The organism is Bengtsoniella intestinalis (assembly GCF_039719005.1).
GTDB lineage: Bacteria > Bacillota > Clostridia > Oscillospirales > Oscillospiraceae > Oscillibacter > Oscillibacter intestinalis.
In genome coordinates this window covers 1,615,523-1,642,359 of the sequence record NZ_CP133584.1, presented here as the reverse complement: position 1 = coordinate 1,642,359, position 26,837 = coordinate 1,615,523, and the positions used below count along the sequence as shown (strand labels likewise).

Genomic DNA, 26,837 nt, shown 5'->3' with positions numbered 1-26,837 from the left:
ACTCTGATTATTATAACATATATCTTCAATTAAAACATTCCTGCTCTAAAGTATTTTTATACGCTTCTACAAATTCATCCACCATCACTTCGCCTGCTAGTCTGGCCTCGATGGCTTCTTCTTTGGTTTTGTATGTGCCCAAGTCGTAGCGTTTGCGTTTGAAGGTGATGCTGACTCGGAAGGTTCCGTTGGGGCGTTGGCTCACGCCACGGAAGCCAGAGGTGTTATTCTTTGGCGTGATTTTGGCGGCGATTTTTTCAATGCAAGTGCCGTCTATAAAATGAATGTTGTTCTTAAAATTCTCTTTGCGGACTTCCTCTCGAAAACAGCCACAGCTGGTGGTTTTCTTGCCAGTCAAACTGGACTGGGCAACCACAATTTCGCCCCCACAATCACAACGGCACAGCCACAACGACTCTTTTTCGATACCCTGACGCTCCACCACGGTCAACCGCCCAAATTGCAGACCAGTCAAGTCCGTCCGAGGGTTGCGCTGTCGCCGTGGCTCTGGTTTCACAGGTTTTTTGCACACCTGACAGTCTGTACCACCAACGCGATTTTTCACCGTATCTCGCCATGTATGCCCACAGCAATTGCACTGCCAGTGAACAACCGCAAGGCTATTGGTCAGCACCATAGCGGGGGTTAAATCGCCGTTTTTATCCGACCATTGGTCTAGCAACTTGGAGGAGTGCCCCTGCGCACAATATTCTTTTAAAGTCAAGAGCAACACTCCTTTTGCTGTGGTTTTGTCACACTACAAGGGCGTGATATTTGTACAATTTATCGTTCAAGCAATGGCGCCACATGGTGGCGATGCGTGCTTTATCGTAGGGTCGCAGGAGGTAATCCCGCATCACGCAACTGTTGATGCCAATGCGTGAGAGCGTGTGGTTTGGCTCACTGTGGAGGAACACCCCTCGCACATCTCGGTTGTGTGGGCTATCGATGGCATCCACCATCTGCACCACTTGTTGCTCTGGGAATTTCAAGTCGCAGATGAACAAGTCAATTTTATGTTGGGCAATAAACTGTGGCACTTGCTCAATATTGTCTGAGAGAAAAAAGTCGATGGGTTCGTCAATGGCTTCCTGCAACATAGGTATCAAATCCACCCTATCGTCCACGCTGACAAGCAATATGTTCATAGGCAACACTCCTCTCTGCGCTACCACATAACTTTTATTATGTGATACTATTGTGTTGCTTTTTGCGCATAATACTTGAAATCACTTGTAAAAATAGCAATACAAGCAGACCGATTAAACAATGTGGTTAATCGGTCTGCTTGTGCTGCTTTGCATAATTTATTTGCTAAATTCTTTCATATTTCCCTTGAATTTTTCACTATACCATGATACAATATATACCAATTATAGTTTTTAAAATAGTATCACATAATAAAAGTTATGTGACACTACGATATCCAAGCACCAATTGCATCCTGTCTATTTGTCGTGCGTGCTTCGCCCCTGTTTCAATGGTATAAATGCGAGTGGTATTGATACTGCTGTGACCTAAGATGTCAGCCAAACGGCTGATGTCTTTTTCTATTTTATAGTAGGTGCGTGCAAACAGGTGGCGCAGGTTGTGAGGGAACACCTTGCTAGGCTCCACATTGGCATCCTTGCAAAGATTTTTCATCATCCGCCAGATATTGGAGCGATCCAGTGGTTTCCCTGTTTTGGCTAGGAAGATGGTACCAGATTGTATGCCCTGCTCCTTGCAGAAGTGCTTTAGATTACGGCACAGCTCCTTGGGCAAGAAAATGGTGCGATTTTTCCCCTTGCACGACACTGTGGTGCGCCCTGTGTGGAGGGCAGATACGGTGATGTGACGTAACTCCGACACACGGATTCCTGTGGCACAGATGGTTTGGATGAGAAGTGCCAACTTGCGATTGTTTTTCTTCTCCGCCGCTTGAATCAGCCGTTGATACTCTCGCTGGCTCAATTCCTTTTCTGGCTTTGAAAAGATTTCCCTCTGGATTTTTAGTTGCTTTACCTTGTATTGCGGAAAGCCCAGCCATTCCAAAAATCCATTGACCGCCGCCAGCATAGAATTGACACTGGCAGGGGCGTAGGCAGTGATAAGATGCTCTTTAAACGCCAGCACCGCCAGTTTGCTCAGCTCCTGCCCATCAGTGAATACAAGGAATGTTCGAAGGTCACGGAGATATTTCTGGATGGTATTCTGGCTACGCTCCTCTTCGTGAAGATGGGTTTTGTATTGATTTAAGACTTCAAGATTGTAAGTTGTCATGGGATTTTCCTCCTTCTATGGGTGTTTCTATTTGTAACAGCTTTGAAGGAAAAATTCTAGGGGGAGTATAAAAGAATTCATTAAGTGCCCCTGAAAATCACTGGCAGACTATTATCAGGTGTCGGCAGATTATTTACTTGGTAGAAGTCCCTTTCAGAAGTCGGTTAGCGAATTCGAGATGAATCTGAATAGAAACCCAGTAATGGCAGAGGTTATGGCTGATTTGCAACTGTTAGAGCAGGAACAGCTAGAGAGTATCGCCAAAATTGTAAAAGGGCTACGCAAATAGCTCTTTTTGCTGACCCCAAACGCCCCAAATTTAGTTGAAAAAACCTCAACTAGATTTGAGATAATTCTTATGCTATACTCTAGTTGTATTTAGGTCGGAGCAAAGAGGTCGGAGCAAAGAGGTCGGAGGTCTAGCGGTTAGGGGGCTAAGTGCGTCCAAATTGCTTCACTTTCTAAGAGCTGACAAAAGTACAAATTATATAAGACACACTAGGACTGTAATGAAATTCCGTTTTAACGGGAGCATTGCAGTCCTTTTTTGTGTCAAAATTTGAAAGGAGACCATTTTATGTGGGACGAAAACAACAACGAATTTACAGAAATTGAGGACGATGGATTTGACATTGAGGATATCTTTGCCAGTGACGGCAATGTAGTAGACCCCTTTGCCAATCTGGCGGCAAGTGCAACACCGGTAGCCAGCGAGGAAACTGACACCCAAAAAACAGAGCAGGAGGTTTCTAGCAAACCTACCACAGCAGCAACCACCAAAACGACTGCCCCCCAAGTCGTGAACACCCCTTCCGACGAGGATGATGACGAGGCACCCAATCCCATTGCGATGGCCATTGTCAAACAAACGCAACAATCCCTTTTTGACAAGCCCGCCATCTTTGCATATGGTAGCGCCAAAGAGGACATCGAAGACGGTTCCACCACCTTTGAAGAACTTCGCATCGCTAAGGCTGAGGACTTTCCTGAGTTGAGCGAGGGCAAGAAAGTCTCGTGGACGGTGGAGTACGGTAAGATTACCAAGACTGTATCTGATCCCAAGGGTACCACCATCATTTCCATGAAGGAAGAAATCGAGCGTAGCAAGGCATTTTTGGATAGCTTGAAAAAAGCCAAAGACAAAAACCCGAGCTGCCTGATTAAACCCAAAGTAACTGCACAAAGCAAGGGACAGACCTACAAGGGGATGTTCCCTACGCAGGCAGAAGCTGTGGCATCAGACAAGGTGATTTGCCTCTTTCCTGCTCAAGACGGTCGCATTTATGAATTGCGCAAGACCGAAATGGGTGACTTTGTCACCAAAAAAAACAGAGTGAGTGAATTGTCTGTGGTACGGGCTGGGTTTACCCCAGCCCTGCCCCTAATTCCGCAACACATTTTGAGCACAGTGATTGCCTTTTTCCGTAGATTCATGGCAAGACAAGAGTACGAAGCACTGGCGCACATCTATTGGGATCGTGAACAAGAGGAATACACCCTCCACATTCCCAAACAGACCGTGAGCAAGGTGTTTATCCACGCTGATTTGCTTGAAGATGGGTTGGATGAAGCACGCTATCTCCATTATGCAGACATTCACAGCCACAACAGTATGGCCGCCAAATTTTCCAGTCAAGATGACCGTGACGAACAAGCCACACGGCTTTATTTTGTTGTAGGTCGATTGGATAAATTTTTCCCAGACATCACAGCTCGCATTTGTGCAGGCGGTGTCTATCAAGAGATTGACCCTGCATTGGTACTAGAGCCTATGGAGCAGGAATTCCCTTGTGAATGGCTCAATCGTGTAACCATTAAAAAGAAGATGCCAAAATCTCCCGACTATGCCGCAAAATTGCTTGAATTGGCGGAGGCGTTATAAATGAAATTCTCATTGACACGCCCTGTCAAAGTGGTCATGCTGGGCGCAGGTGGAACAGGTGGGCACATTGCCCCCCATCTCTACCGTTTGCTCTATGCACTGGACCGCCCTGTGCGGTTTATCATCAGTGATGGCGACGTTGTGGAAGAAAAGAATTTGGTGCGACAAAACTTCATTCACGGTGACATTGGGGAAAACAAGGCACAGGTCTTGGCAGAGCGATATTCCGCTGTCTTTGGCCTTGAAACTGAGTATATCCCCGATTTCATTGAGGATGAAACTCGTCTCAAAGAGCTGTTAAAGCCCGAAGAATGGCACAGTGGACCCTATAATCAAGAAGTAATCACTGAAATGGTCATCCTCATCGGTGCAGTAGACAACAATAAGAGTCGTCAGCTATGCCACAGGGTATTCAAACAGGCAAAAGAACTCATCTACATTGACTCTGGCAATGGAGAACACACAGGCCAAGTGGTCTGTGGCATCCGTCGAGCCAATCGAACCTATTATAAGTCAGTTGGGGATCTATACCCCGATATGCTGGAAGAAACAGACAAATTCCCCACAGAGCTAAGTTGTGCCGAGGCTTCTGTCTCTGCACCCCAGAGTATGGCTGCCAATATCACAGCAGCTACCATTGTGGTGGATATGATTTACAACATTTTAGCGTTAGGCGATTCTTCGGTGCGACAAGCGACTTTTGCAACCACAAAAGTCCATGTTCGCCCTACGGTGCTTGTGCGCAAAAAGAAAAAATAAAGGAGTTATTGACTATGAAAACAACCTATATTCCCAAGGGTGAAACTGTCACCTACGAAACTTTGAACACAGAGCATTTGGTGGTAAACGGCAAACTGGAAGTGTCTGGTGATATTTCCGCATCCCGTATCAGCGGTCACGGTAGCATTTTTGCCACCCGTATCACCGCCGATAGCATTGTTGCTGACGATGTAGATTGCGCAACACTGGTCTGCGAAAAGCTGATGGCCAAGCGTGTCACGGCGATGGAGGTCTATGCCTCCCACAGTGCCGTGGTCTCTTGTCTGCTGATTGCCAGCTATGTGGCTACGAGCACCCTCACCGTGACGCTCAGTGATTGTGACGAAGTGTGCGCAGATCGAATTATCAATCTGAAATCCAAACATGGCGGTATGTTCTGGCTGATGGTGCGCTCTGCCCTGAAAGGGGCTTGGCTCTCCTTTATCACCCCTGCCCCCAAGCCAGAGGTGATGGATGCAGAATACACCGTGGTGAATGATGACGCTGTGGTGGAAGAACCGCAAGCTGAAACTGCACCCTCCGAGGAAACAGCCACAGAAGATGTGCCTGACGCCCCAGAAGAAGCACCCTCCAGTGAGGAAATTCCCGCTGTGGATGCAGAAGCTATGCGTGTAATGATTGCGGAAACTGTGCGTGCTGTTCTGAATGAACGTGACATCGCAGATGCCAAGGATTTTGAACTGCAACGCATGGCGTCCATGTTCAAATTCTGCCGTAATGAAGGCTACACACTGAAAGTTGTGCCTGGCACACCTGAAGAAAATGCACCAGTATTCCAACCAACGTTGAAAACGGTGGCATGAGTATGGAAGAAATCTATGTGAAGAAGCACACCATCAAAGAAAAAGATGGTTGCAGAGTGATTGAGGAACTTCGCTACGCTGGCACCGTGCGCCCTGATGGCACCATTCGTTTGAATGGGTACGTCAGAAAACGCATGGCCGCCAGTCAACAAAGCGTTGTTTCTAAAGATGCACATCATAAAATTGCGGCATAAGCCGCCAAATGAAACAGTAAGGTAGCTTTATTGCAACCTTGCTGTTTCCATTTAGAAGGAGGAAATATCTATGTCAGTAAAATCACAGCAAACTCTCATGAAGCGACTGTCTCAGTTGTTAGAACAGGACTTATCCTATGTGGATGGCGAAAACGAAAATGGCTTCAATGGCGCCAAAGCAGAATTTCACAGCAAGGGCAAATCGTTCTTGCGTGGGATGGCAAAGGATTTGCATTTCAACGAATTCAAGGTGCAATCTAACCCTACTGGTGCGGCCTCGTCTGGGGATATTACCCTCTATGGCATTTGGCCTGAAGGCAAAGGTTTGATGATTCGCCTGTCTGATGGCAACCATGCGGTACATTATCGTACCATCAAGCATATGCACGATTACGCAGGTGGACTCAACCGCTTTTTCCATCGTGACCACTTGGCATACTGGAGCTATGAAAAGCTACTGTATACCTTGGAGCGTGACAGATTGGCAGGTGTGCATGAGCCAGCAGCATGAGCGTTTTTACGCACTGGAACGTCTGCAAGACTTGAAAGGTCAAATCTCTAAGGGTATGGCAGAAATGCTGTCCTTGCGTGGCAAAGTGGAGAAATACAAAGAATCCGATCTGCCACGAGCCCAGAGATTGTACCTAGAACTCCAAAAAGAGCGCAATCATTTGGTGTCCGCACTGGGTGAAGCACAGCTCTTTTTGCAAGAAACAGAGGAATATCAGTTGTCCGCCATGGGTGCCAAGCTTCAGCAAGGTATGCAAGGCTTCAATCTGATGGCGACGGCATACAAACCTGTATATGAAGCTGTTATGGCGTTTGCAGGAAAATTGCCCGACGCAACACAAACCACCAATGCCGCCATTATTGGGCGGCTGATGAACAACGTGAAAATGGGTTATTATCCCACCGATCCAGTCAATATTGACCTGATTTTAAAGGGCATCACCTTTCCATCTGGTGTGACTACCAACCTGCTAGACCCCTGCTGTGGGTGCGGTAAGGCGCTCCGTCAGGTGGCACAAGGCAACAACTGTTTTACCTACGGTGTGGAGCTGGACGAAAGCCGTGCGGAAGAAGCGCAAACCATCCTCCATCGTGTGGGTGTGGGCAGTTTCTTCCACAGCCGTATTAGCAACGAAGCCTTTCATGGATTGTTCCTAAACCCACCATATCTGTCTGTGTTGACAGAAGGTGGCGGTCGGGCACGACATGAAAAACGGTTTCTGGTGGAAAGTCTGCGTGCGCTGACCATGGGTGGATTGCTCATTTACATCATCCCATATTACCGCTTGACCTCAGATATTTGCCGTATTTTAAGCGACAACTTTACCGATTTGACTGTCTGGCGTTTTACCGACAGTGAATTTAAGAAGTTTAAGCAGGTGGCCATTCTGGGGCTACGCAAGAAGCGTAGCGACGACCCTGACACCGCCAACACATTGGAGCACTACGGATATACCCCCACAGCCATCTCTGTTCTGACAGAGTTGGCAGAAGGACAATACGCTGTACCAGCTGAGGCGAAAACAGTGTCGGTGTTCAAGGGTGAGCGGTTTAATGAAAAAGAGCTGGAACGGCAGTTACGCCAGTCCAATAGCTTTCAAAAGCTCATGTCAAAAAACGAGTTAGACAGCGCCCAAAAGCATCCATTGCTCCCCCTGTCCATCGGACAAGTGGGGCTGATTGGTGGCTCTGGCATGATTAACGGTTTGGTGTCCTGCGACACCCCTCACATCATCAAGGGGCGCATTGTCAAAGTCAAGCAGGTTGATGAACATGAGCAGCACAATGCCAAAGGCATGAAGATGGTCACAGAAGTGAAAGAAGTTATCAGCAACAAAATGATTTTCAACGTCTTAACCCCAGATGGGTTTCGGTCGTTGGTGTAAAAGGAGAATAGAATATGGACTTAACTTTAGAACGATTCTACAAGTTTGAACTTGGTCGCCTAGTAATCACCCCTGCTGCACTGGAAGCTGTTTCCATGTACGACTACATCCCTGCGATAGAATTGCATCGTTGTGGTATGTGGGGCGATTTGTGCCAAGAAGATAAGGCTCAAAATGATATGGCTGTGGAGGCAGGTATGCGTATCCTGTCAGCCTATCACACGGACGACAACGTGAAATTCTGGATTATCACCGAATGGGACCGTAGCGTGACCACGGTGCTCTTGCCAGATGATTATTGAGAAAGTGGGTGCAGTGATGATTCACTTGGATTTGAAATCATTTCAGAACAATATGAAAAAAGCAAAAGCCTCCAAAGAATACCCAAAACAAGCATTTGTCGATACTTCTATCAATGAAGTTAATGAGCATCTTCTATTTCATTTGGTAAAGCCAAGTCTTTTAGACCAAAGTGTTTGCTTCGGTGATTTGGATTTTGATGCCTTCGATACTGATGACATTGAAGAATGTGGCCAGTTATTAGATTATCTTGCTTGCAATAATACCACGGCTCTTGGCATGTGGTTTGCATTGAAGTCGCAAGCACCCGAAGCTTTGAAAATCCGCGCTTTCTGTTGAGGTGATGATATGACTTATGTAAATTGGTTATCCATGCACGCACTCAACATATTAAAGACTTTTCATGGCAGAGATTGTAATCATGCTCTTTTAGAGGAATATGCAACCCACACAATTGATGACGATGTTTATTATGATTTGATGACTGATGCACTTCTTGCTATATTTGCACACACGCATCATCACTTTGATGAAAACGACGAATTTGATGTCTGGGTGTTTATGGATCCTATCATTAAAGAATTTGTGGATTTATGCGGAGCATATGAATTACAAAGAAATCTCACCGAAAACACAAACCCATATAGAGAGACTATGTTAAAAGCCTTGCACAAAGGGCTAAGGTGGAATAGCTATTGTTATGACTATAACTGGCATCTGAGTTCCACTGATCGAGGCCAAATGCGTTTACTGCTATTTTACAGTGCGGAATTCATGGTAGATTCTGAGGTTATTCATGGACTACTGAATATCTACGATGAATTCCACAAGCAAGTAACTTTATTAAAAGAGGCATTGGTGCCGCCGCAAAATAGCAATATTATCCCATTTCCTCTGGTGTCTACAAACTTACAGGAGGTTGCCTAATGAAAGATGGATTTGATATAAACATTGCAATTTCCATTGAACGCAACGAATTTGTTGTGGAACAGATGGGTCGAAACGGTGTGATTGCCAACAAAAACATTTCACCAGATGCTTTTCTTTCCTGTGTAGCCAACAGTTGCATCGAGGACAATATCCAAAAATCAGGTTTACTTCCGAAAGGATGTATTGCAACATCAATTGGAAGAAAAAACAGGTATTATTTCATGCGATATACTGCATTAGAAGCTGATTTTACCTACGCAACCACTGAATATCTGCACTTTCCCATTCCAAGACTTGTGTTTGGTTTCGAATACCAGCCAGCAGTTCAGAAGGTGACAGGTTATCGGGTATGTGTAGTTCCAGATGGACCATTACAGTCCGACAGTACGCTCTATCACTATCCATTCTCAAATGTAGGGGTGAACGGGCACATTTGCCTTGGCAACAATGCACTGCCCAAGTACAAACGTCCTGAGCAACTGAGCACATTACCTGACTACATTTTGCGAATTCCCAACAATAATGACCACTACAGCACACAACACAACAAACAGGGGTTACAATACCGAGACCTGCTAGAGCATTTGAAAGACAAGTCACCTGCTTACTACTATGAACACGTTTTGGTGGAAAGTGGGCGGACACTGGGACAATTTTTAGAATGGAGCTAACCATGGAACAAAAAACACCAAAAGAAATTGCCGCTTTACTGGCACAGCCTTTTGCGCCAGAAGATTTGGAATGGCGCTTGCAACGGACTTTTCAGGATAAAATGACTGGTCTGGCCGTCCCTTACCTCAATAATCGTGCCATCCAAAATCGTCTGGACGAAGTGGTTGGCCCCGAAAACTGGAAGAATGAATACTGCCCGTGGCAAGCGGACGGCAAAAAAAGCAGTCAACTGTGTGGTATCTCCATTTACTATGAAGGTCGTGGATGGATTACCAAATGGGATGGCGCCGAAAATTCAGACATTGAGCCCGTGAAAGGTGGCTTATCTGATAGCATGAAGCGTGCCGCTGTCCAGTGGGGTATCGGTCGTGCTTTATACAGCATGGATACCGTTTGGGTTGATGTGGAACGCAAAGGCAATAGTTTGGTCATTGGCGATTCACAGCGCACCAAGCTGAACAACAAATATCTGGATATGCTGAAAAAGTTGGGGTTGAGCCATACCAAGGCAACTGGTGTCGAGGCACAGCTGACCCCTGTCATGGGCGAAGCACCCCCTCAACAGCCTGCGCCACAGCAACAACCGCAACAGCGCCAACCTGCACAGCAGCGGAACAATCCTCCCATGCAGAACCCGCCTGTGCAACAGGGCAATATCAAGCCATTCCCAACACAGCCCCCATATCAGTACATTGTGACAGGTATGCACCTACAAAATGGGATGCATGGTACAAGCACTGCCTTGGAAATCACGGCACCCAATGGAAACAAATTAGAGGTCTACTACAACGGCATCATGCAAGGTGTCACTACTGGCACATGGCTGACGGACGTGCAGTATAGCACACGCACCCAAAGTTCCGTGGTGTACTATGTGCTGGAACGGTATCGTGTGGTGCCTCCCAATTATCAACAAGCCGCATAAGAAAGGATACGCTATGGAAAAAATCACTTCATTTCAGATTATAGACATGACCCTTTCGGGGTTTAAGTCTTACAACGAACCCACCACATTCACCTTTGGCAATCCCACCGCCATCACTGGTGGCAATGGACGTGGCAAATCTAGCATCGCTGATGCCATTGCCTTCGCCATTACGGGATTACCCTTTTTCGGTGAGAACGGGATTGACCGTCTCCACTGTGACGACAACAACGACTTAAGCATCTCCATCCGCTTTGCGGATGGGGGTGGCGCAGTCCATCAGCTGGTACGCAAGCGTCGCAAAAGCACCATGTACATCACCTTTGATGGCTATGATATCCGTCAGAAAGATTTGACCAGTATGTTTGGTGAAAAGGACGTGTTTCTGTCTATCTTCAACCCTTTGTACTTCATTGAAGAATTGGGTGATAAGGGCAAACATCTTTTAGAACGCCACCTGCCAGTTATTTCCCATGACGCAATCTTGGCAGAAATGTCAGCGTCGTCACAAGCAGCATTGAAAGACAAAGATTTGCTAAGCCCTGACGGTTGCTTAAAAAAGCTACGTGGCGAAATTCGATCACTGGAAGAGTCCATCATTTATTTGACTGGTCAAAAAGACTTGGCGGAACAGCAAGCCGAAACCATGCAGACTTCTTATGCAGACCTGCGCAACCGACTGACCATGCTGGCTGAAGAAGAAACCGCCTTAAAAAACAAGCAGTTTGAAGATTTGAGTATTCCCCAAATGCAAGAGCAGTTGGTGGACTTGAGCGGTCGCTATTCGGACGTGGCTAAAGATGATACCCAGATGCGTCAGCAACTGTTGGAAACCGAAATCAATCATCTGCGGCAACAGCGGGCACAGCGTATGGAACAAGCCTATGAATCCAAATTCACTGCTACCCATGCCGAAACAACTGGTATGGTCAAATTGCTCACAGAGCAGTATCGCAAAGAATTGACGCAAGCGAAAGCGCTGACAATCGGTGGCGATTGTCCCACCTGCCACCGCCCCATCACCGAAGAAACCTTGCCCCAAGTGCAAGAGGCCTTCAAAAAAGTGCTGGAAAGCATTGTGGCACAAGGGCGTGAAGGTCGTCAGCAACTGGATGAAATCTCCAATATGGAGGTAAAAGCCCAAGAAACCTTTGAGACATTCAAGGCCCAAGATGTTGCCACCATGGATGCAAAAATGGACGCATTGTATGCCCAACAGGAACAGTTGGCCAATGAGGACAGCGGTGCATTGGATACTCTCCGCACCCAAATCCAAGAGCTGACCTCCCTGCTAGAGTACGGCAATCTCAGCCAAGAAGAGTACCAACGTCTCCATACCTGCCACAATGAATTGATGGACTGCCAAGGGCAAATTGCCACCCTGGACCGCATGGTCAAGGATGCTGATATCAATTTTGACAGCAGAATTAGCGAGACAGAACGGTTGATTGGTGAGAAGAAATGCAAGCTCAAAGAAGTTGCGCTATACATCTCTAAACGTGCTGAGCTATTGTTTTCCACATTGCGCATGAATCGTGTGGAAATCTCTCTGTACGATGTGGTGAAATCCACTGGAGAGGTAAAAGATACCTTCCGTTTCACCTATAATGGGCGCCGTTATGACCGCCTTTCTCTGTCAGAGAAAATCCGTGCAGGCATGGAAGTGTCTGAGCTGATGAAACGACTCACAGGGCGGAACTATCCTGTTTTTGTGGATAACATGGAGTCAGTGGATGACTTGGCCAACGTTCGCCCTACAGGGCAGATTATCATGGCAAAGTGTGTCCCCAATGCGGCATTGGCTGTTCACGGCAAACAGGCTGTGCAAAGCCAGCCCATGGCAGCCTAATGCTACCGCAAATAAAACCGTAAGGGGTGAGACCGCTGGCTGACTACAAAAAATTTCCCATCGTGAAAGTTGCACGGCGGTGTGGGCTCGTCATCGACTCTCGGACGCTTCGGCGCACTGAGGTCGAGGCGACCTGCCCCTTTTGCGGCGACCACGCAGGGAAACATCACTTAGGATTGAACACCACAAAAGACTTATACCGTTGCGTATTATGTGGAGCCACAGGCAACAGCGTCACGCTGTATGCCAAGCTCAACAATATGAGCAACTACGAAGCCTATCGGGAGTTGGAACAGGAAAGCAACGTCTATCAAATGCCTGTTGCACCAACGCCCCAATACACAGAGAGACAACCCATGCCCTTGGAGGAACGGCACGCTGTTTATACCGATATGCTGTCACATCTGACGCTATTGGATCAACACCGTGACAACCTGCTAGGGCGTGGACTGTCTGACACACGCATCCAAGAAAATGGGTATTGTAGTATGCCTGAAACACCAGAGGCTCGACGGCTGCTGGCCCACCTTTTGGGTCGGAAACATGACCTACTGGGCATCCCCGGTTTCTACACACAGAATAACGTGTGGACGCTGGCAGGGCCTAACGGGTTCCTGATTCCAGTACGGAATAAGGATGGACTAATCCAAGGGGTGAAAATCCGCCTTGACGATGATAGCCATCCCAATCGCAAGTATCGATGGCTATCCAGCCGAAATAAAGAGAATGGCACCCGTAGCTATTCTTGGGTACACGTCACTGGCAACACCCAAAGCAAACGTGCCTTCATCACAGAAGGCCCCCTCAAGGGGGATGCCGCCAGTTTTCTATCCGCAGACTCACTGTTTGTCTGCATCGGCGGTGTCAATGCTCTCAATGGGCTAAAAGACACACTGGTAGGGCTAGGTGTCACCGACGTGGTGGAGGCCATGGATACAGACCAAATGACCAACCCGCATGTGCGGCAGGCTATTTTAGCCATGCGCAAAGAGGTGCAAAAAATCAGAGGTATCAAATACTCAAAATACACATGGAATCCCACCTATAAGGGTGTGGACGATTATCTGCTCAGCCGTGTGGCTGAAGCTTAATTTTAGGAGGACACTATGTCATATAATTTTGAATTATTATCTGAGTCAGAAAAAGACCATATCTGCGGGCTCAATAGACGCAACGATTATTGTCTGACTCCCAACATCTTAAAAGCATTAAGCGTTAAGCACAAGAACGCTAGAGTTGTCAAGGATGAACACACCATGGCACTTGTAGAATATCGTTTAACTGACATTAACTTTCATACGGAATGCAGTATGATGGTAGCTGGAGATTATGCCGCTATTGATGCTGTAATCAGAAATTGGTAGGAGGAATTATAATGGAACACATTGATTTCAATAAAATCGTAGGCACATCCCAAGAGGGCGAAAATATGCTTGGCAAATTCCTATACTTCTCCCTCTCTAATATCTTGGTGGAGAAGGAGACTATGGCGGAACTGTGCCAGACCTTGGGCATGGAATTTACAGGTGGCTCCCGTGTGTCAGTGTCGGATGCTTTCCGGTCGGCGACTGGTGACATCAAGGAGCGCATCTCCCTTAGAGACCCTGTTGCCCCTCGCATCTTTCAGATCTATTGCCGTGATAACAAGCGTGGCGATGGCATTCTGTCCCGTGAGTTGGTAAAGGAGACGGTGGGGCGAGAGAGCAACACTTATGAAAAACTAGCTAATATCCAGTATGACAAGGACGACGCTATGTTTGGATATGATAACCTTGTCTTTGATGCGGATGTAGATGCCGCACAAATGTGCAGAAGAGCAGAGGAACTCTTTGAGCTCTATCAGCGCTGCGCAAATCGCAAGCAGTTGGAGACAGTCTGTTTAAACTACCTCCGTGGCTTGGAAGCCACAAAAATCAGTGGCAACGGCCACTTGTACTTTGTTCCTCGCCACCAGATGCACCGAGTAGATGCGTTCGAGGCCTTCATCGAAATGGTCAATGATGCCAACAAGAACGATACCCGTATTAGCGCTAACAGTTTTTATATCATTGACGATGAAAAGCAACGGGCCAAGATGACGGAAGAATTCTATTCGGCGGTCAAGCGTGAAATCCAAGAATACCAAGACCGTGCTTCTCACTTCATTGATACAGGAAGTCAGTCACCTGCTATTCTAGAGCGTTGGGCTATGAAGATTGATTCTTTAGAAACCAAAAAGCGGCACTATGAGGATGTCCTCCGCCGTGAGCTTGATGGTCTGGACGATGAATTTTCTACCCTGCAACTACTGGGGCAGGAACTTTCCCAGCGGGCACGGAGCCTGCGCTTTCGCCAAGCGGCGTAAATAGCAGCATACAGCAGAGTAGGAGACCACCCCTTATCAGGGCGGCTTCCTACTCTGTTTTGCCATGTTACAGTTGCCTTGCAATATCATGCCATCGCACTTGTTTTACAACGTATTTAATATACGTCCAGAACAACTAATAATTTTAGTTAAATCGTAGTATTATATACGATATAAAACAACATTTAAGGGGTATGTCGATGAAAGACATTTTGGGGGAAATTTCAAAGCTTCGTGAAGCACGAAAATGGTCTGAGTATGATTTGGCAAAAAAATCTGGATTAACTCAGTCTACAATCTCTACATGGTATCGCAAAAACCAGATACCAACGATTGCATCCTTGAACAAGGTATGCATTGGTTTTGGAATTTCGTTGTCTCAATTTTTCGCAGAAGGCGATGAGCCGATGTCGCTCACACAAGAGCAACGTGAAATGTTAGATAAATGGTCTATGCTCAACAAAAAGCAACAACAAGTATTGGCAGAACTGCTCGATAATATGCAGTAAGAGTATCTGGATTTTCGCAGGTCACACCTTATGGTATAACGTTTTCGAAAACTGTTTGTACACTTATATCTTAGGCGACGAAAAGGTGATTCTTATCGAGAAATCATCTGCATTGCCATGCCGAAAGGAGCAAATGAAATGTACAACGACATTCGACGAGAGGTTGTTCACATTCTTGAAAATTATTCAGATACCCAGCGTAAAATTTCCCTGCTTCGCTATGAGCTTGAACACCCTCGACAAATCACTGCTGATGAACTTATCGGCGCACTGAACTTCGCCCATGGTGAAGCTGGCCTGCCCTCTGCCCCTGGTCATATTTCTAACAAAACCATGTACATCGCCATGTCTTATCAAGAGACTGCCGCAAAAGAAACCCAAGAATTGATTAATGCCATCGCCATGCGACTATACCCATTGGAACGAGAGGTATCACGGCTGCAACACTATATGAAATTGCTTACACCTTCTCATCAAATGATTATCGAGTTATATTACTTCCAACAACGCACTTGGGAAGAGATTGCCGAATTGAAGGACATGACGCCACGCACTGCTCAAAGGCTACGTCAAGGTGCTGTGGCTGCGTTGAGTGAAATGTACGCATATGTCTACAAGCAAGAGGATGAAATTTAACGTCACTTGCCAAATGTCGCACTTTTGTCGCAGTATTGTCGCACAATCGCCTGAAATTGTCGCACACATGGGGGTTGTATTGTCGCAAACACTTATGCTATAATTAAGCTGTCAAAAAAGAAGAGATACCTCCAAGCGTAACACGCTGTGGGGTATCTCTTCTATATTTTTAATGAACAGGAGGGGGATATATGGTGGTTGGGGAAATTGAAGTGAAGAAGGCATATACATTGATGCTCAGACGCCTTCCAGATGTTATGACCGTAGAGCAGTTAGTTGATGTTCTCTGCATTAGCAAAAAGACCTGCTATAGCCTTTTGAAAAGTGGCGAAATCGAGGCTATTCGCATTGGTCGCATTTACCGCATTCCAAAGATAAACGTATTAAAATATTTATTGGCATTCGAACTGAAAAAGTGATGACGTACCTGACATTACTGTGATATACTGTGCTTGTAATGACGGGGAAAGTCCTGCGGAAAGGAGTATTCAAATGGTAGCAGGTCACCTAAAAGAACAAAACGACCATTTCTATATTATTCTCAGTTATAGAGACGAGGCAACGGGGAAGCGACGTACCAAAACCATAGCAACAGGAATGAAGGTGCGTGGCAATAAGAAAAAAGCAGAGCAATTACTCATTGACACACGCAATACATTCATCCCAGAGGTTATCATCAGCGTTCCCGTTGTACCTGAACCCGAAGACCCAGCTGATATCGATTTTGCTGACTTTATGTTGGATTGGCTCAAGATGATTAGAAGCTCCGTGGAAATTACCACATATGCTTCCTATAGCGTAGCTGTCGAACGAAGTGTGGTGCCATATTTTCGGTCCAAAAATGTTTCGCTACGGAATTTGAAGCCGAAACATATCCAAGATTATTATCAATACTCTTTGGATGTTGACAAAGTTTCGCCGTCCACAGTGATTCGTAGACACGCCAATATCCGAAAGGCATTGCAATACGCCTTTATCACAGACCTTATCCCTAGCAATCCTGCGGATAAAGTGCAACGGCCACGAAAGGCTACTTATGTGGCAGGCATCTATAATGGCGATGAAATTGAACAGCTATTCAACGTGTTTAAAGGCGACCCATTGGAAGAAGTGGTCACACTGACCACCTTTTATGGGCTGCGCCGTGAAGAGATTGTAGGGTTACGTTGGAGTGCCATTGATTTTGTGGAGAAAAAGCTAATCATCAATCACACTGTCACCCAAACCGTAGTCGATGGAAAAATTGAAATCTCTGCCAAAGATCGAACGAAAACAAAATCCAGCACACGCACACTTCCGTTGGTACAACCAGTAGAAGATATTCTCCTGCGACTAAAAGAGCAGCAGGAGGCGAATCGCAAGTTGTGTGGGAATGCTTATAGCCAAGAGTATTTGGATTATATTTCGGTCAACGCTCTGGGAGAACGCATCCAGCCCAATTATATCACCCAACATTTTATGTTGATGTTGAAGAAGAATGATTTGCGGCATATCCGTTTCCACGACTTACGCCACAGTTGCGCTAGCTTGCTCTACAAAAATGGCGTCAGCTTGAAGGAAATTCAAGAGTGGTTGGGGCACAGCGATATTTCCACCACAGCCAACATCTACACCCATTTGGATTATACCTCTAAGGTGGCTTCTGCAAATGCCATTGTGGGGGCTATTCCACTGAATTGAGGGTGCAATGTTCCTATGTGTGCTATTTGGAGATAAAATCCACTGTTTGGAGGCACATTTAGGAGGCACAAATGGAATTGTAGAATACGCACTGGCAAAAAAGCCAGTGATACCAAGGGTTTGCATCGCCCTCACCATGGTTGACGTAACGGATTATGAGTCCAATCAGTGCAAATATCCCACCTAGAACAAAGAAAACCCTAACAAACCCTTGTGTCCTTCCAAAAATTTGCACCTGACAAGCATAGAAAAAATCGTTCCTTGTATTTTGGAGGCACATTTAGGAGGCACATTGAAAAATGAGGGCTTGAAAGGGTGCTAAAAGGCAATAAAAAAACGCAGCCACCACAGAGCCGAAACCCTTGCAGTGCCTACGTTTTTTGCTTTTGGATAGAGTGGCCAAAAAAGATGCACCACTTATTAAATTTCGGGAGGAGGGGCGGTTTTGAAAAAAACCAAAGTAATTGACTACTATATAGAAAAGAAACTTCCACCTATCAAATCCCAATCGCTATCATTTATTATACTGGAACATCAGCGCTTCAATTCACTTGAAATTCGAGGCTTGATGGTGCCATCTCGTATCCTAGCGATGAATAGCGCCCCCAATTTAGGGTCAAATTGTCTGCCCAGCTCTGCATGGATAATGGCAAGTCCTTTTTCTACAGAGGCAGCTGTTTTGTAAGACCGTTTGGATGTAATGGCATCAAAAGAATCGGCGATGCATAAAATGCGAGCAAATAAGGGAATATCTTCTCCGCTAATTCTGCGAGGATATCCTGTGCCATCGTAGCGCTCGTGATGTCCAATCACAGCAGGAATGACATAATCCAAAGAGGGAAGATGGCGAATAATGCTGACAGCATTTTCCACATGGCCCTTCATGATTTCGTATTCCTCGGGAGTCAACTTGCCTTCTTTGTTTAATATATCTTCTGTAATGCCGATTTTACCTACATCGTGCAACAGGGCAGCTTCACGAATAATGTCCACATTGTCATCAGATAACCCATAGGCATAGGCCAACTCACTGGCGTAATAGGCCACGTTTTCACTGTGTTGGAAGGTATAGTGGTCTTTTGTATCGATGGCGGCAGTTAGCGCATAAATGGTGGATGCATAAGAGGAATAGGCTGTTGAGCCACCCACGGTCTTAGTTGTGAACCTTTTGCTATCGGTGATACCTTCCGTATACACAGCAATGGCATTTTTACCGCTTTGTTTCACATGGTAAATGGTCATATCAATGTTCTCTAAGAGCTGTTTCACATTGTACGCACCATAGGGAATACTACAGATACCGATGCTGGCCGTTAAACCTCTGAGACGGTAATCTTTGGAAGATTGATTGATACTGGCAATCAGTCCACGGATTTTTTCAGCCAAATCTTTTGTTGACAAGGTGTCATACTGGGGCAGGATGACAGCAAATTCCTTGCCACTAAAGCGAGCCACATAGCCCTTTTCATCTACAGCGGAACGAATGGCATGGGCAATTCTCACTAAGGCCGCATCCCCTTCACTGATACCATAGAGCTGATTATAAAGTTTAAAGTCGTCCACGTTGATGAGCATGAGAGAGAGAACCTGATGGGAACAGGATTCATATTGCTGATCCAATATTTGACGGAAATATTTCCGATTCAAAAGGCCAGTCAATTCATCAGTTTGGGCTTCTCGACAAGCACGTTCATACAGAAGGGCGTTTTTCAAACCAATGGATGCGATGGAGCAAACCGAAGAGAGAAAAGATAAGTCATTAATAGAATACGCTTCTTTTTTACCACTCTTTTTTGATAAAGTCACAAATCCAACCAACTCATGTTCGTTGCGCAAAGGGACAATATATTCATATTGGCAGATGTTTTCTTTTTCTTGTTCCCATAAAGCACGATAGGCCGTTGTACGTCTAAAATTTTTCACCGATACCAAATCGATGTTGCTACTTAGATATTGAATGAATGGATTATCTTTTGCCAGTGGTGTATGTTGTTCGTGTAATGGACTTCCAGATTTTGCAACTTGGAAATGTGTGTCGGCGCTATTGGGAAGAAAGATATACACTTTGCGCACGTTGAGGCTGTCTTTGATAACCATTAATAATGTGTCCAGTACAGCTTCCTTTTCCAAGCTGGTAGAGATGCTCAGACTGAAATTTTTTAAAATTTCAGTCTGTATGACCTCATCTTTGATAAAAATACCATCTAAAATCTTTTTGATAAGCAAATAAATCAGTTCCATCACAATGAAAAACAGGATGATGATGGGAATAACATAGCCATCGGAGCTTTGGCCGGGATAGAACAAGCTTGCAATCCAGCGGTGTAAGGGGTTAATCATAACAAAGAACAAGAAAATAGTGAGCGTACCAGCTAAGACATAACAAGTAGATTGGGAGAAAATAGTAGAAAGCTTAAAAAGACGCTTTCTATACAGCGCATAAAATAAAGAAAATGCAAAGATATTGCCAGATAAAATATCAAAGGGAATGCTTTGGAACACAGGGAGCATAATGACCAGATTGCCAATAAACACAATGGCGGCCGCCATCAAAATAGGGGATAGCTTATCATGAATTTCGTCATTTTCTTTATAGCTCACCACACATAGATAAAGGGTATGCAACAATAGGATACCCGTGGGCAAAAACAGCAGGGTAACAGCAAAGGTAGGCGTGTACATATATTGCATTTGACCACTGCTGTCTACGATGATTTGTGGCGGTGCCAAAAGGATGTTTGAACAGATATTGAAAATATACAAAGGGATTACACTCAGGCCGATAAGTTCTATAATCCGTGATTTTTTGGCCTCTAAAAAGCAGGATATAAAGTTGAAAAACACATAGGGGAGCATCAAAATTCCGGCCAGAGAAATATGATACCAGGTGGCAAATAAATCTCCCCAGTTTGCCCGCATCAACGCAGAGCCAGCTGTCCAAAAAATGCTAGCTATGAGAATATGCAAAAAGGTTCGGATGATTTCTTCCCGACGATAGGCAAAGAAGGCTACAAATAAAAAGACGTGGAAAATCAAGGCAATTAGGGGTAAATAAATATAACTAGCCATGGGATACCTCCTCCCTTAAATCATACGCATATTGCGTGTTCTGGGAGTTTAAAAATGCGCTGATATCATAGCTGGGAGGGTTGATACGTTGCATGATAGCTCCTGTTTTTAAGGTGAAATTACGAAACGTTCCACAACGGACGATGGTGACGAGCAAGGGGTCCATACCCAAAATTTTCTTCAGGTCTTCATAGTCGTGGTCAATATATTTGAAATATATGGTCAAATGGTCTTTCACCACTTGGGCGCTGATGGCATGAGAGGCAATAGAGTCTTTGGAGATTTCAGCATAAAAATGTAAATATGGATGGCCCTCTTCATTGAATTCCTTGGCTGCGAACCAATCTACAATGGATAATTGAGATAGGTCAATGGCACGTTGAATGGATTTTTCAGTAATTCTAGTAAACCCAGCAATATCAATCACAGTGGGAATGCGGTCAATAAACTCAAAACGAGGGATTTTGGTATCATCATGGATGCTGCTAAGTCCCACACAGCGATATACATCCCCCACACGGTAACGCGCAAAGGCACCACCTTTGAAATTAGTAATCACCAATTCATATTTTTCGCCAACAATCACTTGATCCATCAGATAACTCTTTGGAATATAGGCCTCATCTGCAAAGGATTTCAGCATTTCGGATTCGGGAATGAATTCATAAAAGCAAGCGTCGGGGAAAAAATACATGCCGTCTCGATTCCATGTCTCCGTGCCGAGGCAGGTAGGCTCTGTGCCCATGAAAATCTCCAGAGGTCTCACGCCCCACATTTGCTCTAAAGCATCTTTATAGCGGGCATTGTCAGTGCCTGCGCAGATAAAGCTTTTTAAATTGTACAAGTCTTTTGGCAAAAGCTCTCGATTTTCTTTTTTGCATCTGGCATTGGCTCGCAACACCTTGAGTATCACCCTGATGGGCAGTTTTGAGCCGGAGGATTTACCACTTTTTTTGCTGGACATAGCGCCGATGCTTTTGCTGATATGGTAAGCCACGCTACCCATACTGAAAAAGTAGTCAATGCCAGAGGAAAGGCCTAATTTAAAGCCCAGTTTATTTTTCTCACTAAAAGACAACGACTCTGCTACTTTGGCAGAGGGAACCAGTTCAAGGGACGTTTCATCGCTCATGACCAGGGGAATAAGCCCAGTTAAATAGGGCATAGGTGCAAAGCCGTGCAAGACCGTTTCAAAGGAGCTCATGTGAAAAACGCCTTTTTCTGTGGTTCTAGACAGAACAAAAGCAGCCAGCAAATTATGGGAGAAGGCATCGAGCATTCCTTTGGTATAGGGCGCACGCTTGATTGGATTACATCCACCCTCCCATGTGGTTTGAATCCAAAGAACGGCAGGGGCCGGCAATAGATCATCTCTTTTTTGCAATAAATAGTCTGCATAATCTTCATATTGAGTGAAGGGCATTTCACGACGAAAGGCCTCCACGGAATCAATTCGCTTATTTGCCAACAACTGTTGCCCCAAGCCACTATTCATCCAGATTTTTAGCTGTTCATCCATTAAGCGGTGTTGCATTTGCATATATGCCTGAATATCCATATCCAAAAATCCGCAATATTCTTCCCAAATTTCTTTGTATTGCTTTTTCTTTAGCTTTGCATTAAATGTCATGATGATACCCTCGCATAGTCTTAAAACAAGTACGGATACTATTTTTTGTTGGAATCAAAAAAGGTGTATTTTCTTTATATGTAGAATAGCCTTGGAACAGTTTTGGGAATATCCAATAGTCTTGGAGTATGATGTAAGCCAAATTCATAGCATTGGCCACCAGAAAAACTAAAAAGGTTTCGCAGCTAAAAAACACACCACAAAGACATAAGAATGTGGTAAAAAACCAGAGAACCCCAGGGTGGCGACAAAGGGCATACATCCCTGTGTCACAAATGGTGTTGGCAGTTTCGTTTTGATAGGTATTAGAAAAAGGAAGTGCGAAAAACAAGGTATAAATCAATAGAGCTAGGGAACCAACAAAGCCCAGCGCCCAAACGGCGGTGCTACCCCCCATGAGATGGTGTTGATTTGCCTATAAATCAGCACGGCGCTCCCTGAGACAATGAGCCCACTGCCAATGAAGAAAAATGTATTTATCAACGGAATTTTGAATGTAACGCTGTTAATATCATACATGTAAAAGAGGATGAACCCCGAAATAATGAAACCGATACTCATAAACCCTCGCTTTTTGGTGTTGTTCTGAAGGAATGAAAAAAATTGTGCTTTTGTAAGCATTTTATGATATTTTCAAGTATATCATCCTGTGATTTTTTTTGCAATAGGCAATGAAAAATTTGGCAAAATTTGAAGAAAACGATACAAAATAGTCAGCTCTTCTTACAAGAAATGGCAGATTTGTATCGTTTTTTCTTTAGATTTCATGGGATTCACCCTGACCCTTCTGAGGAGCGAGTACTGCGTCGCTTGCCATGAGGCCAAAACCACCCCCTACATGTACATCCAGTTCTGTGAAAAGTACCGCCGTTGGGCTCGTGTGACCCGTGCCACCATGCGTATCACCCACAAACCCGGCGAGGCCATGCAGGTGGATTGGGCTGGCGTCACCAAAAACACACGCTACGAGCCAGCTCTCTGGACGCAGGCCACAGTAGGTTATTTCTGATGGCAGAAACAAATGCTCTGTACCTTTTAATCTCATTGGCGAGCAGGTGCAGATCCGTTTGACACGAGATATTGTGGAGGTTTTTCTCCGAGGAGGACGGGTGGCCAGTCACCCTACCCAACGCTACTATTGTGGCGATGTCATCAACTTCAAGACCTATTCCAAGTCCTACAAAAATAAAAAGCGGCTCCCCAATGATGATGAGAACATGGCCGTTTTTCGAGACGTCCATGAGCCTATTATTGAAAGAGCTACCTTTGAAATGGTGCAGACCAAACGAGGGAGTATTCGCAAGCGAAAAACCTTGGATGGCGAACGGACGGTTTTCGGGATACTTGGTCTGTGCGGACTGTGGGCACAACCTCCACTTCCACTTCAACCAGCGGAATAAGGACATCAAGTATTTCAACTGCTCTAACTATAACAGTAGCCGTGGTACTTGTAGTAGTACCCACTACATACGGGTGGATTTCTTGGAGCAAGTGGTGTTGGCTGAAATTCGACGGCTCACCCAGTTTGCCAGCCGATATGAGGAGACCTTCGTGCAGGCCATGATGGGCTATTCGCAGAAGATGGCACAGCAGGCCTATCAGCAAAAGGAAAAAGAGTTGGCTGGTTTGCTCTCCCGTGAAAAGGAATTGGATGTTCTCGTTGAACGGCTCTACGAGGACAACGTGATTGGGAAAATCACCGATGACCGATTCCATCGGATGTCCTCTCGGTATGAGGAGGAGCAGGCTGGCATACGGGAACAGACCAAGAAGTTGAGGGCTGAATTGCAGCACAATGAAAGCCGATCCATGACAACGGCGGTTCCTCACGGCGGTGCGAAAATACACCAGAGCTAGAAAGCTGACCCCTCGGATGCTAGGTGAGCTGGTGGAAAAAATCGAAATTTATCAAGCGGAAAAAGTGGACGGCGTGAAACAACAGTGCATCACCATCCACTATAATTGTAGCGGCTCTATTGTCATTCCAGAGGATATTCCACTGCAATTACCCGACATCAATATGACCACTCGACAGGGTGTATCCGTCACCTATGGCGGTAGCGGATGCCCTGCGACGGCATGAATTTGGGCATAAAAAAAGCGAATGTTGTTACAGGACATTAAATCCTATAACAACATTCGCAGTGGGTGTAGTGGCCAAAAAAGATACACGGAGTAACGGTATTGTGGGGGAGTACGAGGGGGCTAGCCCCCTCGTGTTAAATCAATTTGCCCTTACCGAAATCGCAACAAGTAGCAAAGGGCAATATCTAAACGAAACAAGACCAGTGAACAAGTCTGCAAAGGGCAAATGCCACAAGAAATAGCCTCTTAGTCCGTTGGACTAAGAGGCTATTTCTTGTGGTGCCGGTGGTCGGACTCGAACCGACACGGTGTCGCCACCGGCGGATTTTGAATCCGCTACGTCTACCATTCCATCACACCGGCGTGTTGGAAGCTTGTTTATTATAGTATATATTTTCAGAAATTGCAAGCCTTTTTTGCAAAGTTTTTTAATTTTTTTTGAACAGGCAAAAAAATCTCCTGTTGGTCAAGGTTTTGACCAACAGGAGGCATATTTTTTTAAAAATCTGCGTTGCCCACAGTGCGAGGATGGGGCAGGACGTCACGGATGTTGGCCACGCCAGTTAAATACATCACCATGCGTTCAAAGCCCAAGCCGAAGCCTGCGTGCTTGCAACCGCCGTAACGGCGCAAGTCCAGATACCACCAGTAATCCTCGGTGGTCATGCCCATCTCACGGATACGGGATTCCAGCACGTCCAGACGCTCTTCACGTTGGCTACCGCCGATGATTTCGCCAATGCCGGGCACCAGGCAGTCGGTGGCGGCTACGGTCTTGCCGTCGTCGTTGAGGCGCATATAGAAGGCCTTGATTTCCTTGGGATAATCGGTGACGAAGACAGGCTTTTTGTAGACTTGCTCGGTCAGATAGCGTTCGTGCTCGGTTTGCAAATCGCTACCCCATTCCACAGGGTAATCGAAGTTGGCGTTGTTTTTCTTCAAAATTTCCACAGCTTCGGTGTAGCTGACACGACCGAAGTCTGAGTTTGCCACATTTTCAAGACGCTCCAGCAAGCCCTTGTCCACAAAGCTGTTGAAGAAGGCCAAATCATCGGGGCAACGTTCCATGGTGCGCTTGATGATGAACTTAATCATGGCCTCGGCAATGTCCATGTCGCCAGCCAAATCGGTGAAAGCCATTTCTGGTTCAATCATCCAGAATTCGGCGGCATGACGGGCAGTGTTGGAGTTTTCGGCACGGAAGGTGGGGCCAAAGGTGTATACATCGCCAAAGGCCATGGCGAAGTTTTCGGCGTTCAATTGACCAGAGACAGTTAGGTTGGCTGCCTTGCCAAAGAAGTCTTGGCTGTAGTCCACGTCGCCATTTTCCAGCAGGGGAGGGTTCTTGGGGTCAAGGGTGGTGACGCGGAACATTTCCCCAGCGCCTTCGCAGTCGCTGGCGGTGATGATGGGGGTGTGGACATAGGTGAAGCCCTTTTGTTGGAAGAACTCGTGGATGGCCATCGCCGCCACAGAGCGCACACGGAAGGTGGCAGAGTAGAGGTTGGTACGGGGGCGCAGATGTTGGATGGTGCGGAGGAATTCCACGCCATGGCGCTTTTTTTGCAGGGGATACTCAGGGGAGGAAGCGCCTGCCACCACCACGGTTTTGGCTTGCAGTTCCAAAGGTTGCTTGGCATCGGGGGTCAGCACCACGGTGCCCACGATTTCCAATGCGGCGCCTACGTTTTGGCTGGCGATTTCTTTATAGTTGGCTACGATTTCAGTAGAAAACACCACTTGCAAATTCTTGAAGCAAGAGCCGTCGTTCAATTCGATGAAGCCGAAGGTTTTCAAGTCGCGGATGGTTTTGGCCCAACCGCCAATTTGTACCTCTTGGCCAGAGAGCTCTTGGCTGTCGGCGAAAATCGCCGCAATTTTTGTATATCTCATAATCTATTCACCTTGTTTATTTTTTGTGTTTACACATTGATACTGGATATTATAGCGCTTTTTGCATGATTTTACAACCTTGACTTTTGGGTTTTTACCTGTTATTCTATAGAAAATAGGAAAATTTTTGAATTCTGGAAGGACTTTGTTATGAAAGAGGCATTGTTAGACTGGATACTTACCCCTTTTGGCATTGTTTTGTGCGTGTTGTTGGTGTGGAATCTCTTCACCTTTTTTGCCTATGGCTGGGATAAATTCAAGGCCAAGCGTGGCAGCAACCATCGCACCTCAGAAAAAACTTTGATTTTGCTGGCTGTTTTTGGCGGTAGCGTTGGAGCGCTGTTTGGCATGAAGATTTGGCACCACAAAACCCTACATAAGAAATTCTCTATCGGCTTGCCTGTGATTTTGATTATACAGGTGGCCATCATCGTTGGGCTTTATGTGTATTTGAACTTTTTCCGCTAAAGTCCTTTCTTTTCCCAGTGGACTGTGGTAG

30 protein-coding genes and 1 tRNA gene are annotated in these 26,837 nt (G+C 45.7%); 24 read left to right on the top strand and 7 right to left on the bottom strand.

The features are described 5' to 3' along the window. Positions 1-25 precede the first annotated feature (25 nt). From RFF05_RS08030 to RFF05_RS08020, 3 genes are all read right to left on the bottom strand, one after another. Positions 26-724: a zinc-ribbon domain-containing protein gene (locus tag RFF05_RS08030; protein WP_409969838.1), complete on the bottom strand. Its 699-nt coding sequence runs from the start codon at positions 722-724 to the stop codon at positions 26-28. A 28-nt stretch (positions 725-752) separates the two neighbouring features. After that, on the bottom strand, positions 753-1,148 hold the full coding sequence (locus RFF05_RS08025) for a hypothetical protein (protein WP_409969837.1): 396 nt from the start codon (positions 1,146-1,148) through the stop codon (positions 753-755). A gap of 259 nt (positions 1,149-1,407) precedes the next feature. After that, positions 1,408-2,262, bottom strand: coding sequence for a tyrosine-type recombinase/integrase (locus RFF05_RS08020; RefSeq protein WP_409969836.1), 855 nt, complete (start codon positions 2,260-2,262; stop codon positions 1,408-1,410). Between the two features lie 577 nt (positions 2,263-2,839). On the opposite strand from RFF05_RS08020, the gene RFF05_RS08015 reads away from it, so the two are divergent. From RFF05_RS08015 to xerC, 19 genes are all read left to right on the top strand, one after another. Then, a complete protein-coding gene (locus tag RFF05_RS08015; protein WP_409969835.1) occupies positions 2,840-4,144 on the top strand; it encodes a hypothetical protein in 1,305 nt (434 codons plus the stop codon). After that, complete coding sequence (locus RFF05_RS08010) at positions 4,145-4,903, top strand: ThiF family adenylyltransferase (protein ID WP_409969834.1); 759 nt, start codon at positions 4,145-4,147, stop codon at positions 4,901-4,903. A gap of 14 nt (positions 4,904-4,917) precedes the next feature. After that, positions 4,918-5,727 carry a hypothetical protein gene (locus RFF05_RS08005; protein WP_409969833.1) on the top strand — a complete coding sequence of 270 codons (810 nt, stop codon included), beginning with the start codon at positions 4,918-4,920 and terminating at the stop codon, positions 5,725-5,727. A 2-nt stretch (positions 5,728-5,729) separates the two neighbouring features. Next, positions 5,730-5,921, top strand: a complete 192-nt coding sequence (locus RFF05_RS08000) for a hypothetical protein (protein ID WP_409969832.1) — start codon at positions 5,730-5,732, stop codon at positions 5,919-5,921. Between the two features lie 70 nt (positions 5,922-5,991). Further along, on the top strand, positions 5,992-6,432 hold the full coding sequence (locus RFF05_RS07995; protein ID WP_409969831.1) for a hypothetical protein: 441 nt from the start codon (positions 5,992-5,994) through the stop codon (positions 6,430-6,432). Beyond that, the gene (locus RFF05_RS07990; protein WP_409969830.1) at positions 6,416-7,816 is read left to right on the top strand and encodes a DUF6094 domain-containing protein; all 1,401 of its coding nucleotides are present in this window, start codon (positions 6,416-6,418) and stop codon (positions 7,814-7,816) included. Before RFF05_RS07995 ends, RFF05_RS07990 begins: the two co-directional genes overlap by 17 nt. Before the next feature lie 14 nt (positions 7,817-7,830). Continuing rightward, complete coding sequence (locus tag RFF05_RS07985) at positions 7,831-8,118, top strand: hypothetical protein (protein ID WP_409969829.1); 288 nt, start codon at positions 7,831-7,833, stop codon at positions 8,116-8,118. After that, positions 8,108-8,455 carry a hypothetical protein gene (locus tag RFF05_RS07980; protein ID WP_409969828.1) on the top strand — a complete coding sequence of 116 codons (348 nt, stop codon included), beginning with the start codon at positions 8,108-8,110 and terminating at the stop codon, positions 8,453-8,455. Before RFF05_RS07985 ends, RFF05_RS07980 begins: the two co-directional genes overlap by 11 nt. Positions 8,456-8,464: 9 nt before the next feature. Further along, positions 8,465-9,043, top strand: coding sequence for a hypothetical protein (locus RFF05_RS07975; protein WP_409969827.1), 579 nt, complete (start codon positions 8,465-8,467; stop codon positions 9,041-9,043). Next, the gene (locus tag RFF05_RS07970; protein ID WP_409969826.1) at positions 9,043-9,717 is read left to right on the top strand and encodes a hypothetical protein; all 675 of its coding nucleotides are present in this window, start codon (positions 9,043-9,045) and stop codon (positions 9,715-9,717) included. Before RFF05_RS07975 ends, RFF05_RS07970 begins: the two co-directional genes overlap by 1 nt. A 2-nt stretch (positions 9,718-9,719) precedes the next feature. Further along, positions 9,720-10,643, top strand: coding sequence for a Rad52/Rad22 family DNA repair protein (locus tag RFF05_RS07965; RefSeq protein WP_409969825.1), 924 nt, complete (start codon positions 9,720-9,722; stop codon positions 10,641-10,643). Positions 10,644-10,656: 13 nt separating this feature from the next. Beyond that, a complete protein-coding gene (locus RFF05_RS07960) occupies positions 10,657-12,492 on the top strand; it encodes an AAA family ATPase (protein WP_409969824.1) in 1,836 nt (611 codons plus the stop codon). 62 nt (positions 12,493-12,554) lie between these two features. Further along, positions 12,555-13,583, top strand: a complete 1,029-nt coding sequence (locus tag RFF05_RS07955; RefSeq protein WP_409969823.1) for a CHC2 zinc finger domain-containing protein — start codon at positions 12,555-12,557, stop codon at positions 13,581-13,583. Positions 13,584-13,598: 15 nt separating this feature from the next. Continuing rightward, the gene (locus RFF05_RS07950; protein ID WP_409969822.1) at positions 13,599-13,856 is read left to right on the top strand and encodes a hypothetical protein; all 258 of its coding nucleotides are present in this window, start codon (positions 13,599-13,601) and stop codon (positions 13,854-13,856) included. An 11-nt stretch (positions 13,857-13,867) separates the two neighbouring features. Then, positions 13,868-14,836 carry a DUF6744 family protein gene (locus RFF05_RS07945; RefSeq protein ID WP_409969821.1) on the top strand — a complete coding sequence of 323 codons (969 nt, stop codon included), beginning with the start codon at positions 13,868-13,870 and terminating at the stop codon, positions 14,834-14,836. 200 nt (positions 14,837-15,036) lie between these two features. Continuing rightward, the gene (locus RFF05_RS07940) at positions 15,037-15,345 is read left to right on the top strand and encodes a helix-turn-helix domain-containing protein (RefSeq protein WP_409969820.1); all 309 of its coding nucleotides are present in this window, start codon (positions 15,037-15,039) and stop codon (positions 15,343-15,345) included. A gap of 138 nt (positions 15,346-15,483) precedes the next feature. Continuing rightward, entirely contained in the window at positions 15,484-15,981 is a 498-nt protein-coding gene (locus RFF05_RS07935) for a hypothetical protein (RefSeq protein WP_409969819.1), read from the top strand. Positions 15,982-16,172: 191 nt separating this feature from the next. After that, a complete protein-coding gene (locus RFF05_RS07930; protein WP_409969818.1) occupies positions 16,173-16,400 on the top strand; it encodes an excisionase family DNA-binding protein in 228 nt (75 codons plus the stop codon). Positions 16,401-16,473: 73 nt separating this feature from the next. Further along, entirely contained in the window at positions 16,474-17,661 is a 1,188-nt protein-coding gene (gene xerC / locus RFF05_RS07925; protein WP_409969817.1) for a tyrosine recombinase XerC, read from the top strand. 534 nt (positions 17,662-18,195) lie between these two features. Here xerC and RFF05_RS07920 read toward each other — a convergent pair. Both RFF05_RS07920 and RFF05_RS07915 read right to left on the bottom strand, forming a co-directional pair. Then, on the bottom strand, positions 18,196-20,730 hold the full coding sequence (locus tag RFF05_RS07920) for an HD domain-containing phosphohydrolase (protein WP_409969816.1): 2,535 nt from the start codon (positions 20,728-20,730) through the stop codon (positions 18,196-18,198). Further along, complete coding sequence (locus tag RFF05_RS07915; RefSeq protein ID WP_409969815.1) at positions 20,723-22,360, bottom strand: GH3 auxin-responsive promoter family protein; 1,638 nt, start codon at positions 22,358-22,360, stop codon at positions 20,723-20,725. Before RFF05_RS07915 ends, RFF05_RS07920 begins: the two co-directional genes overlap by 8 nt. Before the next feature lie 766 nt (positions 22,361-23,126). Here RFF05_RS07915 and RFF05_RS07910 point away from each other — a divergent pair. The 4 genes from RFF05_RS07910 to RFF05_RS07895 are packed head-to-tail and all read left to right on the top strand — an operon-like array spanning position 23,127 to position 24,443. Continuing rightward, positions 23,127-23,369: a hypothetical protein gene (locus RFF05_RS07910; protein WP_409969814.1), complete on the top strand. Its 243-nt coding sequence runs from the start codon at positions 23,127-23,129 to the stop codon at positions 23,367-23,369. Further along, positions 23,362-23,760, top strand: coding sequence for a Mu transposase domain-containing protein (locus tag RFF05_RS07905; protein ID WP_409970092.1), 399 nt, complete (start codon positions 23,362-23,364; stop codon positions 23,758-23,760). The genes RFF05_RS07910 and RFF05_RS07905 overlap by 8 nt, the downstream gene beginning before the upstream one ends. Next, positions 23,678-24,217: a zinc ribbon domain-containing protein gene (locus tag RFF05_RS07900; RefSeq protein WP_409969813.1), complete on the top strand. Its 540-nt coding sequence runs from the start codon at positions 23,678-23,680 to the stop codon at positions 24,215-24,217. The genes RFF05_RS07905 and RFF05_RS07900 overlap by 83 nt, the downstream gene beginning before the upstream one ends. After that, a complete protein-coding gene (locus RFF05_RS07895) occupies positions 24,195-24,443 on the top strand; it encodes a DUF4368 domain-containing protein (RefSeq protein ID WP_409969812.1) in 249 nt (82 codons plus the stop codon). The genes RFF05_RS07900 and RFF05_RS07895 overlap by 23 nt, the downstream gene beginning before the upstream one ends. 279 nt (positions 24,444-24,722) lie before the next feature. Here RFF05_RS07895 and RFF05_RS07890 read toward each other — a convergent pair. Further along, positions 24,723-24,808, bottom strand: a tRNA-Leu gene (locus RFF05_RS07890). Positions 24,809-24,943: 135 nt separating this feature from the next. Then, positions 24,944-26,338 (bottom strand): asparagine--tRNA ligase, encoded by a 1,395-nt coding sequence (asnS, locus tag RFF05_RS07885; protein ID WP_409969811.1) that lies wholly within the window; start codon positions 26,336-26,338, stop codon positions 24,944-24,946. A gap of 150 nt (positions 26,339-26,488) precedes the next feature. Here asnS and RFF05_RS07880 point away from each other — a divergent pair, with 150 nt between their 5' ends. Beyond that, positions 26,489-26,806 (top strand): DUF1294 domain-containing protein, encoded by a 318-nt coding sequence (locus RFF05_RS07880; RefSeq protein ID WP_409969810.1) that lies wholly within the window; start codon positions 26,489-26,491, stop codon positions 26,804-26,806. Positions 26,807-26,837 lie beyond the last annotated feature (31 nt).

Coding starts and splice junctions, on each gene's coding strand:
- RFF05_RS07970 (WP_409969826.1), top strand. CDS start 9,043: ATGAAAGATGGATTTGATATAAACATTGCAATTTCCATTGAACGCAAC.
- RFF05_RS07975 (WP_409969827.1), top strand. CDS start 8,465: ATGACTTATGTAAATTGGTTATCCATGCACGCACTCAACATATTAAAG.
- RFF05_RS07960 (WP_409969824.1), top strand. CDS start 10,657: ATGGAAAAAATCACTTCATTTCAGATTATAGACATGACCCTTTCGGGG.
- RFF05_RS07910 (WP_409969814.1), top strand. CDS start 23,127: ATGGGATTCACCCTGACCCTTCTGAGGAGCGAGTACTGCGTCGCTTGC.
- RFF05_RS07930 (WP_409969818.1), top strand. CDS start 16,173: ATGGTGGTTGGGGAAATTGAAGTGAAGAAGGCATATACATTGATGCTC.
- RFF05_RS07915 (WP_409969815.1), bottom strand. CDS start 22,360: ATGACATTTAATGCAAAGCTAAAGAAAAAGCAATACAAAGAAATTTGG.
- RFF05_RS07965 (WP_409969825.1), top strand. CDS start 9,720: ATGGAACAAAAAACACCAAAAGAAATTGCCGCTTTACTGGCACAGCCT.
- asnS (WP_409969811.1), bottom strand. CDS start 26,338: ATGAGATATACAAAAATTGCGGCGATTTTCGCCGACAGCCAAGAGCTC.
- RFF05_RS08000 (WP_409969832.1), top strand. CDS start 5,730: ATGGAAGAAATCTATGTGAAGAAGCACACCATCAAAGAAAAAGATGGT.
- RFF05_RS07880 (WP_409969810.1), top strand. CDS start 26,489: ATGAAAGAGGCATTGTTAGACTGGATACTTACCCCTTTTGGCATTGTT.
- RFF05_RS08015 (WP_409969835.1), top strand. CDS start 2,840: ATGTGGGACGAAAACAACAACGAATTTACAGAAATTGAGGACGATGGA.
- RFF05_RS07980 (WP_409969828.1), top strand. CDS start 8,108: ATGATTATTGAGAAAGTGGGTGCAGTGATGATTCACTTGGATTTGAAA.
- RFF05_RS07985 (WP_409969829.1), top strand. CDS start 7,831: ATGGACTTAACTTTAGAACGATTCTACAAGTTTGAACTTGGTCGCCTA.
- RFF05_RS07950 (WP_409969822.1), top strand. CDS start 13,599: ATGTCATATAATTTTGAATTATTATCTGAGTCAGAAAAAGACCATATC.
- RFF05_RS07920 (WP_409969816.1), bottom strand. CDS start 20,730: ATGGCTAGTTATATTTATTTACCCCTAATTGCCTTGATTTTCCACGTC.
- RFF05_RS07940 (WP_409969820.1), top strand. CDS start 15,037: ATGAAAGACATTTTGGGGGAAATTTCAAAGCTTCGTGAAGCACGAAAA.
- RFF05_RS08025 (WP_409969837.1), bottom strand. CDS start 1,148: ATGAACATATTGCTTGTCAGCGTGGACGATAGGGTGGATTTGATACCT.
- RFF05_RS07935 (WP_409969819.1), top strand. CDS start 15,484: ATGTACAACGACATTCGACGAGAGGTTGTTCACATTCTTGAAAATTAT.
- RFF05_RS07900 (WP_409969813.1), top strand. CDS start 23,678: ATGGCGAACGGACGGTTTTCGGGATACTTGGTCTGTGCGGACTGTGGG.
- RFF05_RS08005 (WP_409969833.1), top strand. CDS start 4,918: ATGAAAACAACCTATATTCCCAAGGGTGAAACTGTCACCTACGAAACT.
- RFF05_RS07945 (WP_409969821.1), top strand. CDS start 13,868: ATGGAACACATTGATTTCAATAAAATCGTAGGCACATCCCAAGAGGGC.
- RFF05_RS08020 (WP_409969836.1), bottom strand. CDS start 2,262: ATGACAACTTACAATCTTGAAGTCTTAAATCAATACAAAACCCATCTT.
- xerC (WP_409969817.1), top strand. CDS start 16,474: ATGGTAGCAGGTCACCTAAAAGAACAAAACGACCATTTCTATATTATT.
- RFF05_RS07990 (WP_409969830.1), top strand. CDS start 6,416: ATGAGCCAGCAGCATGAGCGTTTTTACGCACTGGAACGTCTGCAAGAC.
- RFF05_RS08010 (WP_409969834.1), top strand. CDS start 4,145: ATGAAATTCTCATTGACACGCCCTGTCAAAGTGGTCATGCTGGGCGCA.
- RFF05_RS07995 (WP_409969831.1), top strand. CDS start 5,992: ATGTCAGTAAAATCACAGCAAACTCTCATGAAGCGACTGTCTCAGTTG.